Origin of the sequence: Streptomyces sp. MP131-18, from assembly GCF_001984575.1 — a bacterium.
GTDB lineage: Bacteria > Actinomycetota > Actinomycetes > Streptomycetales > Streptomycetaceae > Streptomyces > Streptomyces johnsoniae.
Genome location: NZ_LZNS01000001.1, coordinates 1,633,985 through 1,652,368 on the forward strand (window position 1 = coordinate 1,633,985; position 18,384 = coordinate 1,652,368).

At 73.5% G+C, this 18,384-nt stretch carries 14 protein-coding genes; 3 read left to right on the forward strand and 11 right to left on the reverse strand.

The features are described from left to right. Positions 1 to 8: 8 nt before the first annotated feature. Complete coding sequence (locus STBA_RS07155) at positions 9 to 842, reverse strand: sulfurtransferase (RefSeq protein ID WP_253195211.1); 834 nt, start codon at positions 840 to 842, stop codon at positions 9 to 11. 95 nt (positions 843 to 937) lie between these two features. On the opposite strand from STBA_RS07155, the gene STBA_RS07160 reads away from it, so the two are divergent. Continuing rightward, positions 938 to 1,720, forward strand: a complete 783-nt coding sequence (locus tag STBA_RS07160) for a VOC family protein (protein WP_077058435.1) — start codon at positions 938 to 940, stop codon at positions 1,718 to 1,720. Between the two features lie 46 nt (positions 1,721 to 1,766). Here the strand turns inward: STBA_RS07160 and STBA_RS07165 are convergent, their stop codons facing one another. The 4 genes from STBA_RS07165 to STBA_RS07180 are packed head-to-tail and all read right to left on the reverse strand — an operon-like array spanning position 1,767 to position 6,983. Next, on the reverse strand, positions 1,767 to 2,447 hold the full coding sequence (locus STBA_RS07165; protein WP_077058436.1) for a thymidine kinase: 681 nt from the start codon (positions 2,445 to 2,447) through the stop codon (positions 1,767 to 1,769). A 17-nt stretch (positions 2,448 to 2,464) separates the two neighbouring features. After that, positions 2,465 to 3,658, reverse strand: a complete 1,194-nt coding sequence (locus STBA_RS07170) for a nucleotide pyrophosphatase/phosphodiesterase family protein (RefSeq protein ID WP_077058437.1) — start codon at positions 3,656 to 3,658, stop codon at positions 2,465 to 2,467. Continuing rightward, entirely contained in the window at positions 3,655 to 4,242 is a 588-nt protein-coding gene (locus tag STBA_RS07175; protein WP_077058438.1) for a DUF5998 family protein, read from the reverse strand. The genes STBA_RS07170 and STBA_RS07175 overlap by 4 nt, the downstream gene beginning before the upstream one ends. A gap of 47 nt (positions 4,243 to 4,289) precedes the next feature. Beyond that, complete coding sequence (locus tag STBA_RS07180; protein WP_077058439.1) at positions 4,290 to 6,983, reverse strand: GNAT family N-acetyltransferase; 2,694 nt, start codon at positions 6,981 to 6,983, stop codon at positions 4,290 to 4,292. A 100-nt stretch (positions 6,984 to 7,083) separates the two neighbouring features. Here STBA_RS07180 and STBA_RS07185 point away from each other — a divergent pair, with 100 nt between their 5' ends. After that, a complete protein-coding gene (locus tag STBA_RS07185) occupies positions 7,084 to 7,374 on the forward strand; it encodes an HPr family phosphocarrier protein (protein ID WP_077058440.1) in 291 nt (96 codons plus the stop codon). A 105-nt stretch (positions 7,375 to 7,479) separates the two neighbouring features. Here the strand turns inward: STBA_RS07185 and STBA_RS07190 are convergent, their stop codons facing one another. The 3 genes from STBA_RS07190 to STBA_RS07200 form a co-directional block, all read right to left on the reverse strand. Then, the gene (locus STBA_RS07190) at positions 7,480 to 8,157 is read right to left on the reverse strand and encodes a GntR family transcriptional regulator (protein ID WP_077058441.1); all 678 of its coding nucleotides are present in this window, start codon (positions 8,155 to 8,157) and stop codon (positions 7,480 to 7,482) included. A 220-nt stretch (positions 8,158 to 8,377) separates the two neighbouring features. Continuing rightward, the gene (locus STBA_RS07195; protein ID WP_077058442.1) at positions 8,378 to 9,766 is read right to left on the reverse strand and encodes a pitrilysin family protein; all 1,389 of its coding nucleotides are present in this window, start codon (positions 9,764 to 9,766) and stop codon (positions 8,378 to 8,380) included. Next, on the reverse strand, positions 9,763 to 11,121 hold the full coding sequence (locus tag STBA_RS07200) for a pitrilysin family protein (RefSeq protein ID WP_077058443.1): 1,359 nt from the start codon (positions 11,119 to 11,121) through the stop codon (positions 9,763 to 9,765). Before STBA_RS07200 ends, STBA_RS07195 begins: the two co-directional genes overlap by 4 nt. 147 nt (positions 11,122 to 11,268) lie before the next feature. Here STBA_RS07200 and STBA_RS07205 point away from each other — a divergent pair, with 147 nt between their 5' ends. Further along, a complete protein-coding gene (locus STBA_RS07205; RefSeq protein WP_077058444.1) occupies positions 11,269 to 13,722 on the forward strand; it encodes a DNA topoisomerase IV subunit A in 2,454 nt (817 codons plus the stop codon). A gap of 14 nt (positions 13,723 to 13,736) precedes the next feature. Here STBA_RS07205 and STBA_RS07210 read toward each other — a convergent pair whose 3' ends face one another. From STBA_RS07210 to STBA_RS07220, 3 genes are all read right to left on the reverse strand, one after another. Next, positions 13,737 to 14,813, reverse strand: coding sequence for a GTP-binding protein (locus STBA_RS07210; protein WP_077058445.1), 1,077 nt, complete (start codon positions 14,811 to 14,813; stop codon positions 13,737 to 13,739). A 94-nt stretch (positions 14,814 to 14,907) separates the two neighbouring features. Beyond that, positions 14,908 to 16,722 carry a glycosyl hydrolase family 28-related protein gene (locus tag STBA_RS07215; RefSeq protein WP_079251776.1) on the reverse strand — a complete coding sequence of 605 codons (1,815 nt, stop codon included), beginning with the start codon at positions 16,720 to 16,722 and terminating at the stop codon, positions 14,908 to 14,910. A 46-nt stretch (positions 16,723 to 16,768) separates the two neighbouring features. Next, positions 16,769 to 18,373 (reverse strand): glycoside hydrolase family 13 protein, encoded by a 1,605-nt coding sequence (locus STBA_RS07220; RefSeq protein WP_077058446.1) that lies wholly within the window; start codon positions 18,371 to 18,373, stop codon positions 16,769 to 16,771. Between the last annotated feature and the right edge of the window lie 11 nt (positions 18,374 to 18,384).

Genomic DNA, 18,384 nt, shown 5'->3' on the forward strand with positions numbered 1-18,384 from the left:
GCGGGCCCTCAGCCCGGCTCCCGGCCCGTCGCCACGGGCCGGGAGGGGTCGGCGGTCCAGTCGCTCCACGAGCCCGGGTACAGCGCCGCGACGAGGCCCGCCTCGGCCAGGGCCAGGACCTCGTGGGCGGCGGACACGCCCGAGCCGCAGTAGACGCCGACCTCCCGGCCCGGCTCCGCGCCCAGCGCGGCGAATCGCGCGGCCAGTTCCTCACGCGTGCGTAGCCTGCCGTCCGGCGCGACATTCTCGGTCGTCGGCGCGGACACCGCGCCGGGGATGTGGCCGCCCACCGGGTCGATCGGCTCCACCTCGCCCCGGTACCGCTCCCCAGCCCGCGCGTCGAGCAGCAGGCCGTCCCTGGCGAGCCGGGCCGCGGCGGCGGCGTCGAGTACCGGCAGCCCGCCGGGCGCGGGCACAAAGTCGCCCTCCGCCGCGGGCCGGTCGACGCCGGTGCTCAACTCGCCGTCCCAGGCGGCCAGGCCGCCGTCGAGGACCCGCACCCGCGGGTGCCCCGTCCAGCGCAGCAGCCACCACGCACGGGCGGCGGCCCAGCCCTGCCCGCCGTCGTACGCCACCACCGGACGTCCGTGCGAGACGCCGGCGCCGCGCATCGCCGCGCCGAAGATCTCCAGGTCGGGCAGCGGGTGCCGGCCGCCGGGGCCCGGCGGCGCGGCCAGTTCGGTGTCGAGGTCGACGTAGACGGCTTCCGGGAGGTGCCCGGCCGCGTACTGCGGGCGGCCAGGGGGCCCGCCGAGCTGCCAGCGCACGTCGAGCAGCACGGGGCGCTCGCGCGGCGGCGTTCCGGGGCCGAGTGCACGCGCCAGGTCGGGTACCGCGATCATTGCTGTCATGGGCCCATTCTCTCCAGCACCCCGGGAGAGACTCGTGAGGGCGAACAACGGCAGTGGCGCGATGGTCCTGACAGGAGAAGAGAAGGATGACTGAGGCAGCGAGTCCGCCCGTTTCCGGAACGCACCGCTGGGTAAGTCTGATGGTCCACGACCTGGCGTCCAGCCAGGAGTTTTATCATGAGCTTTTCGGTTGGGAGTTCGAGGAGGGGCCTTCGCAACTCGGTCCCTACGTCCGGGCGATTCGCGACGGGCACCCGGTGGCGGGGCTCGGTGAGATCGCGCCGGGCGTGCGCCGTGTGGTCGCCTGGCTGCCGTACATCGCCACGCGCAACGCCGACAGCACGGCCGCGATGATCCGGGAGAGCGGCGGCACGGTCGCCGTCGGGCCGCTCGACGTGGAAGGAGTGGGCCGCCTGGCCATCGCCTCCGACCTGAGCGGCGCGGCCTTCGGCCTGTGGGAGGGCGGGCCGCGCAGGCGGGGTTCGGTCCACATCCCGGCCGGCGCCCCCGAGTGGAACGAGCTGATCACCGCGGAGACCACGGGGCTCGGCAAGTTCTACTCGCTGGTCTTCGGCTACGAGGCGGCGCCGGAGCCCGCGCTGCCCGAGGGCAGCGACTACCTGACGCTGCGGCTCGGCAACCGCCCGGTCGCCAGCATCCGCGGCGTCGCCGGAGCGCTGCCGCACGACCGCGGGCCGCACTGGCTGACGTACTTCGCCGTGCCGGACGTGGCGGAGGCGCTGGAGCGCATCGACCGTCTCGGCGGCCGGCAGCTCAGCGAGCCGCAGGTGTCCCCGTTCGGCCGGTGGGCCCAGGTCGCCGACCGGGAGGGCGCGCCCTTCGCGGTCATCCGGGCGGCCAAGCGCTGACGCCCGCGCGGGCCGTCCGCCCCGCGCGGGCGGCCCGAGGGCTCCGTCAGATCTGCCGCCCGGGGGCGGCCGCCGGCTGCGGAACGCCGTCCGCGGGCAGCACGTCGGGCGACAGGGGGCCCGCGCCCGCCGCGGCCGCGGTCAGGCGGCGGCGGTGGTGCCTTCGGCACAGCACCTCGTAGCCGACCTCCGTGCCCGCGCCCACGTCACCGACCACGACCTGCGCGCCCTCGACGACCATCCGCCCGCCCACGGTCCGCGCATTGTGCGTGGCACGCGCGCCGCACCAGCACAGCGCCTCCACCTGGAGCACCTCGACCCGGTCCGCCAGCTCGATCAGGCGCTGCGAGCCGGGGAACAGCCGGGTCCTGAAGTCGGTGGTGATACCGAACGCGAACACGTCGATGCCCAGGTCGTCCACGACCCGGGCGAGCTGGTCGACCTGCTCGGGCGAGAGGAACTGCGACTCGTCGGTGATCACGTAGTCCACGCGCCCGCCCGCGGTCAGGTACTTGACCAGGTGCAGGTGGAAGTCGAACGACTCGTCCGCCTCGACCGCGTCGGTGACGAGCCCGAGGCGGGAGGAGAGCCGACCGGTGCCGGCCCGGTCGTCCCTGGTGAAGATCATGCCCGTCAGCCCGCGGGCCGAGCGGTTGTGCTGGATCTGGAGCGCGAGCGTGCTCTTGCCGCAGTCCATCGTGCCCGAGAAGAAGGCGAGTTCGGCCAACGTTAATCGACTCCAGGTCAGGTGCGTACTTCGAGCAGCGGAACGAGCTGCTCGTCGGGGGTCACCGAGCCGTGCATGCCGATGAGGGCGGACTCCTTGGGCTCGGTGACGCTCGCGATCACACTGGCCACGCCGGTCATGGCCACCACGACGTCGCCGATGCGGTGCCACACGCGCGGCTCGGGTGCCACCCCGGGCGGCCCGAACCACCCCAGCTCGACGGCCTCCTCCCGCGTCACCACCCACGCGTGCCCGGCCAGGACCTCCCGCCACACCGCGTAGACGTCGGCCGCCGCGCCCGGCACCGCGTACAGGTGGCGTGCGCGGCCCTCCCCGCCGAGCCTGGCGACGCCGGCGCGCAGCTCCCAGTCCTCGTCGAAGTCGAAGCGGGCGCTCTCCGTCTGCGGCACGTCGATCATGCCGTGGTCACCGGTGATGTACAGCACGGAACGCGGCGGCAGCTGCTCGGCCAGCCGCGCGGCGAGCCCGTCGACGTGGGCGAGCTGGCCGCGCCACGCGTCGGAGTCGATGCCGAACCGGTGGCCCGCGCCGTCCAGCTCGGCGTAGTAGGTGTAGACGAGCGTGCGGTCCGCCGCCGCGAGGCGCTGCGCGGCCACGTCCATCCGCTCCCCCGCGTCCAGCCGCCCCAGGAACGTGCCGCCGGAGAGGGCCACCCGCGTCAGCGGGGTGTGCTCGAAGTGCGGGGCGGAAACCTGGCAGGCCGCGATGCCCGAGGCGTGCGCCAGCTGGAAGAGGGTCGGATGCGGCTGCCATGCCCGCGGCTCCGTCCACGGGTCCCAGCGGAGCTGGTTCATCACCTCGCCGGTACCGGGATCGAGCACGTTGTACCCCGCGAGGCCGTGTGCCGCGGGTGCGAGCCCGGTGCCCACGGAGGCGAGGGAGGTGGCGGTGGTGGCGGGGAACCCGGTCGTGATCGGCCCACCCGCACCCGCCCGCGAGCCGGGCAGCAGCGAGGTGAGGAACGGCGCCTGCGCGGGGTGGGCGCGCAGCGCCTCCCAGCCGAGGCCGTCGACGAGGAAGAGGCAGACCCGGTCGGCGGGCGGCAGGACGAGCCGGGTCCGCGGGGCCCGGACGCCGAGCCCGGCCAGCGCCGCGGGGAGTACGTCGGCCAGCGACCCCGACCCGTACCGTGGCGCGGGCGCCCCGCGCGGATCGAGCGGCAGGGGGTCGTGTGCGGGCGCGTGCGTCACCTGCCGGCCGCCGCCGTCGCCTCGGAGAGTGCCTGGGCGAACTCCAGCGTCTGACGTACCGTCTCGGGACCGTCGCCCGCCTCGCTGATGCGCAGGGAGAGGTCGTCGGCGGTGGTGGAACCCGTGTAGCCGTGGTCGGCCTCGCAGTTGGGGTCGCCGCAGCTGGCCGGCTCCATGTCGATGCGGGAGACGGCGCCCCAGCCGATGGTGAGGACCACCTCGCGGGGCAGCGTGCCAGGGTTGTACGACTGCGGATCTGCGACGACGCGGCTGATCACCACCGAGGAGATCCGGGAGAGCTTGACCGACTCGGTGGAGGTGGTGGCGTACGGGGCGGGCGCCGTGCTGTCGGCGGACTGCTCGTCGGTGTGGCTGACGATGAACCGCGTGCCCGTGAGCACCAGCACGGTGGCATGCCGGCGGACCTCGTTGCTGTCGAACGTCGTCTCCTGGTGCACCAGGAAGGAAACGACGGGCTCACGGCCCACCGCTGCCTCCACGGCCTCGGCGACCAGCGCCGGGTAGTAGCCGCTGCGTTCGATTGCCTCCCGCAGCCCCTGAGACGTCGTACCGGTCTTCGCCATGGGCCCATCCTACGGGGCCACTCCGCGGCGAGAAGGGCCGTTCGGGATCAGTAGGCCGCAAGACGGCGCGGTCCGAGATCCGTGCGCGGCGGCGGCGCCGCGACCGTTACTGCGGCGGACAGGACGGTCACTCCGCGCGGTGCCACGACGACGGGTTCGAGGTCCACCGCGGCGATGCCCGGGTGGTCGTCGACGAGCCGCCCGAGCCGGAGCAGCAGCTCCTCCAGGGCGTCGGTGTCCGCCGGCCGCGCACCGCGCCAGCCGAACAGCATGGGAGCGGCGCGGATCGAACGCACGAGCGCGGCGGCGTCCCGGTCGGTGACCGGGAGCAGCCGGTGTCCGACATCGCCGAGCAGCTCGGAGGGCGGTCCGGCCAGGCCGAAGGACAGGACGGCGCCGATGGCCGGGTCCACGGTGGCCCGCAGGACCGTGTCCACGCCGCGGGGGGCCATCGCCTGTACGACGGGCAGGAGTTCGGCCGGGTCGCCGAGCTGCCCGGTGAGACCGGCCCAGGCCCGGCGCAACTCGCCCTGGGTGGCGAGGCCGAGCCGGACGCCGCCGAGGTCGGCCCGGTGCCGCAGGTGGGGGGCCGTCGTCTTCAGCGCCACCGGATAGCCGAGGCGCCCGGCGGCCTCGGCCGCCTCGTCCACGTCCCGGGCGGGCAGCGCGGGTTGCACGGTGATGCCGTAGGCGGCGAGCAGGCCGGTGACGGCGTCCGCCGCGAGGCGCGCGGGCGCACCGCCCGGCGGCACGGCGCCGGCGAGCAGCCGCGAGGCGCGCGCCTCGTCGATGTCGTCGTACTCGGGAACGCGCCCGGGGGCGGCCGCCCGTGCGCGCCACTCGGCGTGCCGGGCCGCCTGGGCCAGGGCGCGGACCGCCCGTTCCGCCGAGGGGTAGGCGGGGATGCCGCGGTCGGCGAGCCCGTCGGCGAGCCCGTCGAGGGCCAGGTGGGCGACGACGACCGGCTTGCCCGCGTCCGCCCCGGCCACCGCCTCGTGCAGGGCGGCGGCCAGCCTGGCCCCCGAGGGCGGGCCGCCGAGGTGCACGCCGGGGACGGCGGTGACGACGACGGCGTCGGCACCCGGATCGGCGAGGGCGGCGGCCAGGGCGTGGCGGAAGTCGCCCGGGTCCGCGCCCGGCGGCAGACCGGCCGGGGGCAGGGGGCTCAGCCGCTGGGCGCGGCAGGCGTCGTGCGCGACGAGCGTCAGCGCTTCCGCGTTGCCGACGACGGCGACGCGCGGGCCCCGCGGGAGCGGCTGATGGGCCAGCAGCAGGCCGGTGTCCACGAGTTCGACCGCGGTGTCCGCCTCGATGACCCCGGCCTGGCCGAGCAGCGCGGACACGGTGCCCTCCGGGGTGCGCCCGGCGGGCGCGGCGTGGTCGTGCGGGGGCGCGCCCCCGCTGTGCCGGCCGCCGCGCACCACGACGACGGGCGTGCCCGCGGCCGCGGTGCGGCGGGCGAGCCGGGTGAACTTGCGCGGGTTGCCGACCGATTCGAGGTACATCAGCACGACGTCGGTGGCCGGGTCGTCGTCCCAGTACTGAAGCGCGTCGTTGCCGGAGACGTCCGCGCGGCTGCCCGCGGAGAGGAAGGTGGAAAGGCCGGCGCCGCGCCCGTCGAGTTCGTCGAGTACCGAGATGCCGATGGCGGCGGACTGGGTGAACAGGCCGATCCGGCCGGGCCGCGGCAGGCGCGGCGCGGGGCTGGCGTTCAGCCGGACGCCGGGGGCCGTGTTGAGGACGCCGAAGGCACCGGGCCCGATGATCCGCATGCCGTGGGAACGGGCCTGCGCGACCAGGGCGCGCTGCTGCTCCCTGGTCTGGCCGGCGGCCAGAACGAGGAGGCCCTGCACGCCGTGTTCGCCGCAGTCGGCGGTAACGGCGGCCACCCGGTCGGCCGGGACGGCGACCACGGCCAGATCGACGGGGGCGGCGATGTCGCGGACGCTGCGGTATGCGGGCACGCCGCCGAGCTCCGCGGCGTCGTCGGCCAGCGCGGCGTTGACCGCGTACAGCTCGCCGGCGTAGCCGCCGGCGCGCAGCCCGGCGAGCACGGTGCGGCCCGCGCCGCCGGGGCGGCGGCCGGCGCCGATGACGGCGACGCTGCGCGGGGCGAGCAGCCGCTGCACCGATCTGGCCTCGGCGCGCTGCTCCCTGGCGCGCATGACGGCGACGGATTCCGCGGTGGGTTCGAGGTCGAGGGAGAGGTGCACGGAACCGTCGGCGAAGCTGCGGCGCTGCGAGTAGCCGGCGTCCGTGAAGACCTTGATCATCTTTCCATTGGCGGGGAGCACTTCGGCCTCGAAGCGGCGGATGCCGCGTTCGCGGGCGACGGCGGCGGCGTGTTCGAGCAGGGCGGAGGCCAGGCCGCGGCCCTGGTGGGCGTCCTGCACGAGGAACGCCACCTCGGCGCGGTCGGCGGGCGCGGAGGCGGCATTGCCCTGCTCGTCCACGCGGTCGTAGCGGACCGTGGCCAGGAACTCGCCGCCGACGGTGGCGGCGAGCCCGACGCGGTCCACGTAGTCGTGATGGGTGAACCGGTGGACGTCGCGGTCGGAGAGCCTGGGGTAGGGCGCGAAGAAGCGGTAGTACTTCGACTGGTCGGAGACCCGTTCGTAGAAGCCGACCAGGCGGTCCGCGTCGTCGGGCGCGATGGGCCTGATGTGCGCGGTGCCGCCGTCGCGCAGCACCACGTCGGCTTCCCAGTGCGCCGGGTAGGGAGGCTGGGCGGGCGTCCGCATGGCTTCAGCGTACGGTTGACCGTGTCCGGACGGGAGGCTCGGCGTCTCCCTTCGGAGACTCCAGGTCCGCATGCCCGTTCAACGCTTTAAGGACACCACCATGGCCGAACGCCGCGTCTCCATTGGCTGGGCCGAAGGGCTGCACGCCCGTCCCGCCTCGATCTTCGTCCGCGCCGCGACGGCCGCCGGCGTGCCGGTGACCATCGCAAAGAAGGACAGCTCCCCCGTCAACGCCGCCTCGATGCTCGCCGTGCTGAGCCTCGGCGCGGAGGGCGGCGAGGAGATCGTGCTCGCCTCGTCCGCCGATGACGCGCAGGCGGCCGAGGCGGCACTCGACCGGCTCGCGAAGCTCGTTTCCGAGGGACTCGAAGAGCTTCCCGAAACGGTGTGAAAACGGCCGCCGCCGCGCATGCACTGAATTCGGGCAGCACAATTCCCGCCCTCTGATCCGGCAGCGGAATTATCGGTGCGATAACTCAGGTGTATACGGCCGCTGTTAAATCTGGCCGCGCACTGTGTTTACGGCAGGTTTCGGACCCCTCACGGTCACGGAACGGAACTGTCTGCGGGCCGGAGTCGCCCGTTCCAGCTGCGCGGCCGACAGCATCCTGGCGCGCTCCGCGTCCCCCCGGGCAATGGCGTCGACGAGCGCTCCGCGCTCCTGCCACAGGCCGACCGCGCGCGAGAGGGGCTCCGCGGCGTAGAGCCAGGTGATCTTGCGGCGGAGCTGCACCAGCAGGGAGGTGAGCCCGGGACTGCACGTGGCCTGCGCGACCGTCTCGTGGAACCAGTCGCCCAGCGACCTGAGATCGGTCTCCTGCCCCTGGCCTGCGCGCTGTCGCCCGAGGCGCACCAGACCGCGCAGCACCTTCAGGTGTGCCTCCGTGCGGCGCTGCGCCGCGCGCGCGGCGCCCAGCGGCTCCAGCAGGGCGTGGATGTCCAGCAGATCCGCGGCCTCGCGGTCCCCCGGCTGCGCCACGCACGCCCCCGCGTGGCGCCGGGAGACGACGAACCCCTCCGATTCGAGCGTCCGCAGCGCCTCGCGGACCGGGACCCGGGACACCCCGTAGCGCTGTGCGAGCTGCTCCTCGGCCAGCCGGGCACCGGGCGGCAGGACCCCGCTGACAATGTCGTCACGGATTGCCGTGCATACCGTGTGCGCGGAGATACGCATGAACAAACCCCCACAGACAATCCGGCGTCAGCCCTGTCGCATTACCACCGGGTCACTGCCCCGAACTGTATGGCAAAAAACAGAGCATGCCGATAGCCCCCCGAAAATCGGAGTGGTTTTCGGCCGTAAACGCCGCGAGATCGTGCGCCGGAGGCGCGCGCCGGACGGCAGCGGGCGCCCCCGGCCGGACAGCCCGGGGCGCCCGTGCGCACATCGCCCCTCAGCCGCCGACGACCGTCACCTCGCCGATGCCGAGCGCCCGCACCGGCTCCGCGATCTGCTCCGCGTCGCCGACCAGAACGGTCACCAGCCGGTCGACGGGGAACGCCTGCACCACGGCCGCCGTCGCCTCCACGGTGCCGGTCTCGGCCAGCCGCGCGTACAGCGTCGCCTGGTAGTCGTCCGGCAGCTCCTCCTCGACCTGGTCCGCCAGCGTCCCGGCGACCGCGGCGGCGGTCTCGAAGCTCAGCGGCGCCACTCCGACCAGGTACTGGACGGCCGAGTCGCGTTCCTCGTCGGTCAGCCCGCCCTCCGCCAGCTCCCGCAGCACGCGCCACAGGTCCTCCAGCGCGGGCCCGGTCACCTCGGTGGCCACCGAGCCGCGGATGCCGAGCAGCGCGGCGCCCGCGCCGTCCGCCCGGGAGCGCAGCACCTGGCTGAACGCCCGGACGCCGTAGGTGTAGCCCTTCTCCTCCCGCAGCACGCGGTCCAGCCGGGAGGTGAGCGTGCCGCCCAGGCAGTAGATCCCGAGGCGGCGCGCCGGGTGCACCGGGTCGTGCCGGTCGGGCCCGACGCGGCCGATGATCAGCTGCGTCTGCACGGCGCCCGGCCGGTCGACGATGACCACCCGGCCGGTGTCGTCCGCGGTGACCTGTGACCACACCGGCCGGCCCGCGGCCGGCCCGGTCCAGGCACCCAGCGTGTCCGCGAGCGCCGCGTCCAGGTCGATGCCGGTCAGGTCGCCCACAATGACGGCGGTGGCGGCGGCCGGCCTGACGTGGGCCTCGTAGAAGGCGCGCACCGCCTTGGCGTCGATCCGCGCCACCGACTCGGCGGTGCCCTGCCGGGGCCGCGCCATGCGGGACTCGGCCGGGAACAGCGCGTCGTACAGGGCCATCGCCGCCCGGCGGCCCGGGTTGGCCAGCTCGTGCGGGATCTCGTCCAGCCGGTTGCGCACCAGCCGCTCGATCTCGCTCTCCGCGAAGGCCGGGGCCCGCAGCGCGTCGGCGAGCAGCCCGAGTGCCTTGTCCAGGCGCGAGGCGGGCACTTCGAGCGAGACCCGCAGGCCCGGGTGGTCGGCGTGCGCGTCCAGCGTGGCGCCGTAGCGTTCCAGCTCGGCGGCGAACTCCTCGGCGCTGTGCCGGTCGGTGCCCTCGGAAAGGGCCCGCGCCATGATGGTGGCCACGCCCTCCTGGTCGGCGGGCTCCGCCGCCAGCGGCGCCGTCACGTTGACCTCGACGGCGATGACCCGCTGGCCGGGGCGGTGGCTGCGCAGCACGGTCAGCCCGTTCGGCAGGCCGCCGCGCTCGGGTGCGGGGAACGCCCACGGCCGGGCCGTGCCCGCGGTCGGCTGCGGGTGCAGTCGCATGGTGGGAGTGACGTCGGTCACTGGTCCGCCCCTTCGGTGTCGGCTTCCTCATCGGTGTCGTCCGAGGCGTCGGCCCCGGCCTCGGTGGGCTCGTAGACCAGCACCGCGCGGTTGTCCGGGCGCAGTCGCTCCGCGGCGACGGCCTGCACCTCCTCGCGGGTGACCTCCAGGATGCGCCGGACGGCCGTCAGTGCGAGCTGCGGGTCGCCGAAGAGAACCGCGAACTTGCACAGCTCGTCCGCGCGCCCGCCGACCGTCGCGAGCCGGTCGAGCCACTCGCGCTCCAGCTGGGCCTGGGCCCGTTCCATCTCCTCGGGCGTCGGGCCTTCGGCCGCGAACCGCGCCAGCTCCTCGTCCACGGCCGTCTCGATCTCGGGAATCTCGGCATCGCCCGAGGTCTTGACGTCCAGCCAGCCCATCGACGGCGCGCCGGACAGCCGCAGCAGCCCGAACCCGGCGGCCACTGCCGTGCGGTCGCGACGCACCAGCCGGTTGTGCAGCCGCGAGGACTCGCCGCCGCCGAGCACGGTCAGCGCCAGGTCGGCGGCGTCGGCCTCCCGGGTGCCGTCGTGCGGCAGCCGGTAGACCGCCATCAGGGCGCGGGAGGGCACGTCCTCGTGCAGCAGCTCGCGCACCTCGCCGTCCAGCGTGTCCGGCAGCGTGCCGTCGCGCGGCGGGCGCTTGCCCTCATGCGCGGGAATCGAACCGAAGTACTGCTCGACCCAGGCGAGCGTCTGTTCGGGGTCGATGTCCCCGACGATGGACAGCACCGCGTTGTTGGGCGCGTAGTAGGTGCGGAAGAACTCCTGCGCGTCCGCCAGCGAGGCGGCGTCCAGATCGGCCATCGAGCCGATCGGCGTGTGGTGGTAAGGGTGGCCGTCGGGGAAGACCATGGCGGTCAGCCGCTCGAACGCGGTGCCGTAGGGCACGTTGTCGTAGCGCTGACGGCGCTCGTTCTTCACCACGTCCCGCTGGTTCTCCAGGGACTCCTCGTCCAGGGCGGACAGCAGCGTGCCCATCCGGTCCGCCTCCAGCCACAGCGCGAGCTCCAGCTGGTGGGCGGGCATCGTCTCGAAGTAGTTGGTGCGTTCGAAGCTGGTCGTTCCGTTGAGCGAGCCGCCCGCCCCTTGGACGAGCTCGAAGTGGCCGTTGCCCTTCACCTGTTGCGAGCCCTGGAACATCAGGTGTTCGAAGAGGTGCGCCAGTCCGGTGCGGCCCCGGACCTCGTGGCGGGAGCCGACGTCGTACCAGAGGCAGACGGCGGCGACCGGGGTGAGGTGGTCCTCGGAAAGCACCACGCGCAGGCCGTTGGCCAGCCGGTGCTCGGTCGCGGAGAGTCCGCCGACGGACTCCTGGGGGGTGGCCCTGTGGCCCATGAGGTTGGGGTCCCTTCGCTCGGACGGTCGAGATCTAGGTCACCTTATGCAAGGTGAGCCAGGGTGTGCGAAGTTCCCCGTTGTCGGTGAAGCGGGCCACAATGGTCGGCAGCAACCCGACCACCCGTACGAAGGAGCCCTGCCGCGATGGCCCGCCGCAGTACGAAGTCCCCGCCTCCCGAGGAGTTCGAGGAGCGCATCCTGGACATCGACGTCGTCGATGAGATGCAGGGCTCCTTCCTTGAGTACGCCTACTCGGTGATCTACTCCCGGGCGCTGCCCGACGCCCGGGACGGGATGAAGCCGGTGCACCGCCGGATTCTGTACCAGATGCACGACATGGGCCTGCGGCCCGACCGCGGATACGTGAAATGCGCACGGGTCGTCGGCGAGGTGATGGGCAAGCTCCACCCGCACGGGGACACCGCCATCTACGACGCACTCGTACGGATGGCGCAGGCGTTCACGATGCGCCTGCCCCTGGTCGACGGCCACGGGAACTTCGGGTCGCTCGGCAATGACGACCCGCCCGCCGCCATGCGGTACACGGAGTGCCGCTCCGCCCCCGCGGCCGGGCTGATGGTGGAGTCCATCGACGAGGACACGGTCGACTTCGCGCCCAACTACGACGGCAGCGAGCGCGAGCCGGTGGCGCTGCCGGCCGCCTACCCCAATCTCCTGGTCAACGGGTCGAGCGGCATCGCCGTCGGCATGGCGACCAACATGCCGCCGCACAACCTCGGCGAGGTGATCGCGGCGGCGCGGCACCTGATCAGGCACCCGGCCGCCGACCTGGCCACGCTGATGCGCATGGTGCCGGGCCCCGACCTGCCGACGGGCGGTCAGATCGTCGGCCTCGACGGCATCCGCGACGCGTACGAGACGGGCCGCGGCACGTTCCGGATCCGGGCGACGGTGGCTGAGGAGAAGGTCTCGGCCCGCCGCCGCGGCCTCGTCGTCACCGAGCTGCCGTTCACCGTCGGCCCGGAAAAGGTCATCGGCAAGATCAAGGACCTGGTCAACGCCAAGCGGCTCCAGGGCATCGCGGACGTCAAGGACCTGACGGACCGCGAGCACGGGCTGCGGCTGGTCATCGAGGTGAAGAACGGGTTCAATCCCGAGGCCGTGCTCGCCCAGCTCTACAAGCTGACGCCGATGGAGGAGACCTTCGGCATCAACAATGTGGCGCTCGTCGACGGCCAGCCGCTGACGATGGGCCTGCGCGAGCTGCTCCAGGTCTACGTCGACCACCGCTTCGAGGTGGTGCGGCGGCGCAGCGAGTTCCGGCGCGGCAAGCGGCAGGACCGGCTGCACCTGGTGGAGGGTCTGCTCGTCGCGCTGGTCGACATCGACGAGGTCATCCGCCTCATCCGCTCCAGCGAGAACGCGGCGCGGGCCAAGGAGGCGCTGATCGGGCGCTTCGGCCTGACGGAGATCCAGACCCAGTACATCCTCGACACGCCGCTGCGCCGCCTGACCAAGTTCGACCGCATCGAGCTGGAGACCGAACGTGACCGGCTGATGCGGGAGATCGAGGAGCTGACGCGCATCCTGGACTCCGACGCGGAGCTGCGCAAGCTGGTCTCCGCCGAGCTGGGCGAGGTCGCCAAGAAGTACGCCACGCCGCGCCGCACCCGGCTGAGCGAGTCGGAGGCGGCCGCCACGGACGTGGTGCCGCTCGAAGTCTCCGACGACCCCTGCCGGGTGCTGCTCTCCTCCACCGGCCTGCTGGCGCGCACGGAGGACGGCGACGGGGCGTTCGGCGGCGGCCGCGGGGCGCGGCGCGGAAAGCACGACGTGATCGTCTCGGCCGTGCCGACCACCATCAGGGGCGAGATCGGCGCGGTGACGTCCTCGGGCCGGCTGCTGCGGCTGGCCGTGGTCGACCTGCCGCAGCTGCCGCAGGGCACGTCGGCCCCCAGCCTGGCCGGCGGCGCGCAGCTCTCGGAGTTCCTCTCGCTCCTGCCCGATGAGCGCGTGGTGTGCCTGACGACGCTGGACGAGTCCTCCCCCGGGCTGGCCATCGGCACCGAGCAGGGCGTGGTGAAGCGGGTGGTGCCGGACTATCCGGCCAATAAGGAGGAGCTGGAAGTCATCTCGCTGAAGGAGGGCGACCGGGTCGTCGGCGCCGCCGAGCTGCACACCGGCGAGGAGGACCTGGTCTTCGTCACCACCGAGGCGCAGCTGCTGCGGTACCAGGCGTCGCAGGTGCGGCCGCAGGGGCGGCCGGCCGGCGGCATGGCGGGCGTCAAGCTCGCCGAGGGCGCCCGGGTCCTGTCCTTCGCGGTCGTCGATCCGGCGCGCGACGCGGTGGTGTTCACCGTGGCCGGCGGCACCGGCACGCTGGACGACACGCTGGGCACGGCGAAGCTGACGCCGTTCGACCAGTACCCGCGCAAGGGGCGGGCCACGGGCGGCGTGCGCTGCCAGCGCTTCCTGAAGGGCGAGGAGCGGCTGACGTTCGCCTGGGTCGGGGCCGTCCCGGCGCGGGCCGCGACGGCGTCCGGGGCGCCGGTCGAGCTGCCGGAGCCGGACCCGCGGCGCGACGGCTCGGGCACGCCGCTGGCCAAGCCGGTCGCGGTGGTCGGCAGCGGGGTGTGAGCCGCGGCGCGTGATCAGCCGGCGAGGCCGGCCCCGGCGGCGTCCTCGGGGACGCGGGCGGGGCCGGCCTCGCCGCTCGGGGAGCCGTCTGCCGCGTCCTCGCCGACGTCATCCGGGTCGTCCACGTAACGCAGGATCTGCCACAGGGTGTCGGGGGACGCCGGCTCCGTTCCCGCGCAGGCGGCCAGCTCCCGGTGCAGGGACGCGGTGTCCAGGCCCGCGCCGATGAGCACAAGTGCGGTGTCCGTCCCGGCCGCGGCCGGATAGAAGCGGAGGAAGCGGCCGACGGCGTGCAGGCCGAAGCGCTCCCGGCCGAAGGACACGAAGCCCTTGATCCGGTACAGCCCGTCGGGCCGCGCGTCGAGGAACCGCATCAGCCGCCGCGGGTCCATCGGGTCCCCGGTGCGGAACGAGACGCTGTCGTACGCGGTGTGGGCGTGCTCCTGGCCGGTCTCCTCCTCGGCCGCGAGCAGGTCGGCGAACGACAGCTGGCGGGGGCCCGAGTCCCGGGCCCGGCGGCCGTCGCGGTCGAACAGCAGCCGCGGGTCGATGCGGCCGTGGACCGCGGCGATCACGGGTGCGCCGCCGGACAGGCCGCGCAGCTCCTCCCCGAGCGCCAGGCGCTCAGCTTCCCCGACCCGGTCGGTCTTGTTGAGGACGACGAGATCGGCGACGGCCGCGTGGCGGGCGTACCGCGGCTCGGCCGCGTCGACGACCTGGACGAGGCCGCCGTAGACGATGTGCCGGTTCTCGCTGGCGAGGATCATCCGGATCAGCGCGGGCGGCTCGGCCAGGCCGCTGGCCTCGACGACGATGAGGTCGATGGCCGCGGACGGCCGGGCGAGGGCGTCGAGCGCCGCGTCCAGGTCCTCGGTGTCGACGGCGCAGCACAGGCAGCCGTTGCCGAAGGAGGCCATGGCGTCGACCTGTCCGGCGACCGTCATCGCGTCGACGGGGATGCTGCCGAAATCGTTGACGACCACACCGATCCGCACGCCCTCACGGTTGCGCAGGAGGTGGTTGAGGAGCGTGGTCTTCCCCGCGCCGAGAAAGCCGGCGAGGACGAGGACCGGAATCCGGCTGGCTGACATGCCGTTCACGATAGTGGCACCCCGGCGGCGCGGGGGAAGCGCGCCGCCGGGGTGCGGCCTCGCGGGCCGGGCCGGGGTCAGGCCCCGGCCGGGCTCACGGAGTGCCGCCGGGCTCGGGCCAGGTGGTGCAGTCCGACCACTCGGTGTCCCAGCCGGAGTTGCCGCCGCCGTCCTGGATGGTCAGCGAGGGCCGGTCGGCCGGGAAGGGGCAGTTGTAGACGCCCGCGACACCGACGCCCCTCGCCGTCACGTTCGTGAACGTGACGTCGCCCGGCGTCTCGGCCTGCACGACGACCGTGCCGACGTCCTCGATGGTCGCGCCCTCGACGGTCACATGGTCGGCCGCGAGGCCCTGACCGCTGCCGGAGACGAACTGGATGGCGCTCCAGGGGCTGTCCAGGATCGTGGTGTCGGTGATCCGGACGTCCGCCTCGATCGGGTGGTTGTAGGGGTCGACCCGCAGCGCCGACATCGGATGGTTCCAGTTCGGGTTCATGGCGCCCGCCCGCACCAGCGTGTTGCCGTCCACCGTGGTGGTGCCGGAGAGCGGGAAGAAGGGCTGCATGAACGCCTGGTTGGAGATGGCGATGCCGCTGCCGAGGGCGTTGGTGTCCTGGACGAGGTTGTTGGTGACGCTGATGTCCTCGCCGCCGTAGATGGCGATGCCGTTCGCCAGGTTGGGCTGGATCACCGTGTTGCTGTCGAAGGTCGCGTTGCGGTTGATGCTCGGCAGCGACCACATGGCCAGCGAGTCGTCACCGGTGTTGCGCAAATAGTTGTTACGAACGGTGATGTTGTTGGCGTTGCCGTTGACGTTCAGCCCGTCGGCGGCCATGTCGACGATGCGGTTGTCCTCGACGACGAGATTGTCGTTCGTCCCGGTCATCCACAGGCCGACCTTGAGGCGCTGGAGCCACATGCCGGACACCGACGAGTCGGGGCCGAGACTGCCGTTGACGAAGTTGTCCGGGTTGCTGTCCACGCGCTCGGCGACGCTGCCGATGACGGCGAAGTCGCTGATGTGGACGTTCCCCGGCGACTCGCCCTGGTTGATGAACCGGGAGCTGTGCACGGTGGAGTACCAGTGGCCGGCGCCCTGGATGGTGACGTTCTCCACGTAGAGCGGCTGGTTCACCTGGTAGTCGCCCGGCGGAATCCACACCGTGCCGCCGCGGCCCTGCGCCACGGCCTCGGTGAACGCCCGCGTGGAGTCGGCCGCCCCGGTGGGATCGGCGCCGAGCTCGGTGACGTCGAGCGCGCCGCTCGGCGGCTCGGCGGGCGCCGCCACCTGCTCGAAGTCCGCGGAGTCGATGACGTAGGGGCCGGCGGTGTCGCCGGAGTCGGCCTGGAGGGCGACGGTGTCCCCGGCGGCCAGGTCCTGGCCGAGGAGGAGCCGCCCGTGGTTGAAGAAGTGGTGTGTCTTCGAACCGGCGATCCAGGGCGCGTCGAAGTAGGCGAACTCCGAGGTGACGTCGAGCGGCTCCGGCGTCTTCTCACCGTTGACGTAGACCGACAGCGTGCCGGAGCTGCCGTCGGGGATGCTGTACACGGCGGTGAGCGCGTTCGCGGGCTCGGTCAGCGTGAACTCCACGCGCTGGCCGGCCGACAGCTCGACGGCCTGCCGCCCCGACGCCTCGGAGGCGACGGTGCCCTGCGTGTAGTCGGGGCCGATGAGGGTGCCGTCGTGCTCGGCGTCCTCGGCCTCCTGTGTGACGAACGGGAGGTCCGCGCCCGCGAGTGGCGCGGCGTCGGCGGCCGTCACGGGCGGCGGGGCCGACGGGACCGACGGGGGCGCCTCGCCGCCGCGGGCGGTGGCGACGGTCCCGATTGCTCCGAGGGCGGTCGCACAGGCCACGACAAGCACCGTGCGTGATCGCTTCCGCGACCGCGCGGCACGTGCAGCAGTCATGACTTTCCCTTCTGTGTGGGGGGTGGGGCGGCGGCCGGCCGTGGGCTCAGCCCTGGAGCCAGGCCGCCGTGTCCTGCGGCAGCAGTCCCGCGTCGTCCAGCGGACCGCTGCTCAGCAGAACAGCTGTGTGGGCGGGGAGGGGAACAGGCCCCGCCGAGAGGTTGACGACGCACACAAGACCGTCGGGCCGGCTGAAGGCCAGCACGCCGGGCCCGGCGTCGAACCAGGTCAGCTCGTCGGCGGCACGTTCGGCCCGGCCGCGGCGCAGGTGCAGGGCGGAGCGGTAGAGGCTGAGCATGGACTCCGGCTCGCCCTCCTGCCGTTCGGCCGTGTACCGCGCCCAGTCCGCCGGCTGCGGCAGCCAGGTGTCCGCGCCGCCGAAGCCGTAGGGCGGCCGGATGCCTTCCCAGGGCAGCGGAACGCGGCAGCCGTCGCGGCCGGGGTCGACGCCCCCCGATCTGGCGTGCATGGGGTCGGTGATCCGGTCGCGCGGGATGTCGGCCTCGGGCAGGCCGAGTTCCTCGCCCTGGTAGAGGTAGACGGCGCCGGGCAGCGCGAGGGTCAGCAGGGCGGCGGCGCGGGCCCTGCGGGTGCCGAGCTCCAGGTCGGTGGGGGTGCCGAAGCGTTTGGCCGCGAACGCGAAGCCGGTCTCCTCGCGCCCGTAGCGGGTGACGGTGCGGGTGACGTCGTGGTTGGCCAGCACCCAGGTGGCGGGCGCGCCGACCCCGGAGTGGGCGGCGAGTGTGGCGTCGATGGACTCCCGCAGCTGGTCCGGGTCCCAGGGGCGGGAGAGGGTGTCGAAGTTGAAGGCGGTGTGCAGTTCGTCGGCGCGCAGGTAGCGGGCGAACCTTTCGACGTCGGGCAGCCACAGCTCGCCGATGAGCACGCCTCCGTACGCGTCGGCGACGGCGCGCCAGGAGCGGTAGACGTCGTGCAGTTCGTCGCGGTCCACGTACGGGTGGGGGCCGCGGCCCGGCTCGAAGTCGGGCAGGTCCGGGTCCTTGGCCAGGAGGGCCGCCGAGTCGATGCGGATGCCCGCGGCGCCGCGTTCGAACCAGAAGCGGAGGATGTCCTCATGCTCCTCGCGCACCCGCGGGTGCGCCCAGTTGAGGTCGGGCTGCCCGGAGGCGAAGAGGTGCAGGTACCACTGGCCCGGCTTCCCCTCGGGTGTGGTGGTGCGGCTCCAGGCGGGCCCGCCGAACTCCGAGCGCCACTCGTTGGGCGGCAGTTCGCCGTCCGGTCCCCTGCCCTCGCGGAAGTGGAACAGGTCGCGCTCCGGGCTGCCCGGCGGCGCGGCGAGGGCGGCGCGGAACCAGGGGTGCTCGTCGGACACGTGGTTGGGCACCACGTCCACGATCGTGCGCAGGCCGAGCTGACGGGCCTCCGAGATCAGCTTCTCCGCCTCGTCCAGAGTGCCGAACGCCGGGTCGATGGCGCGGTAGTCCGTGACGTCGTACCCGCCGTCGGCGAGCGGGGAGACGTACCAGGGGGTGAACCACAGCGCCTCCACGCCCAGTGAGGCGAGGTAGGGCAGCCGGGCGCGGACACCGGCGAGGTCGCCGGTGCCGTCGCCGTCGCCGTCGGCGAAACTGCGGACGTACACCTGGTAGATGGCGGCGGTGCGCCACCATCCGGAGGAGTTGTGCGGCACGGGGTTTCCTT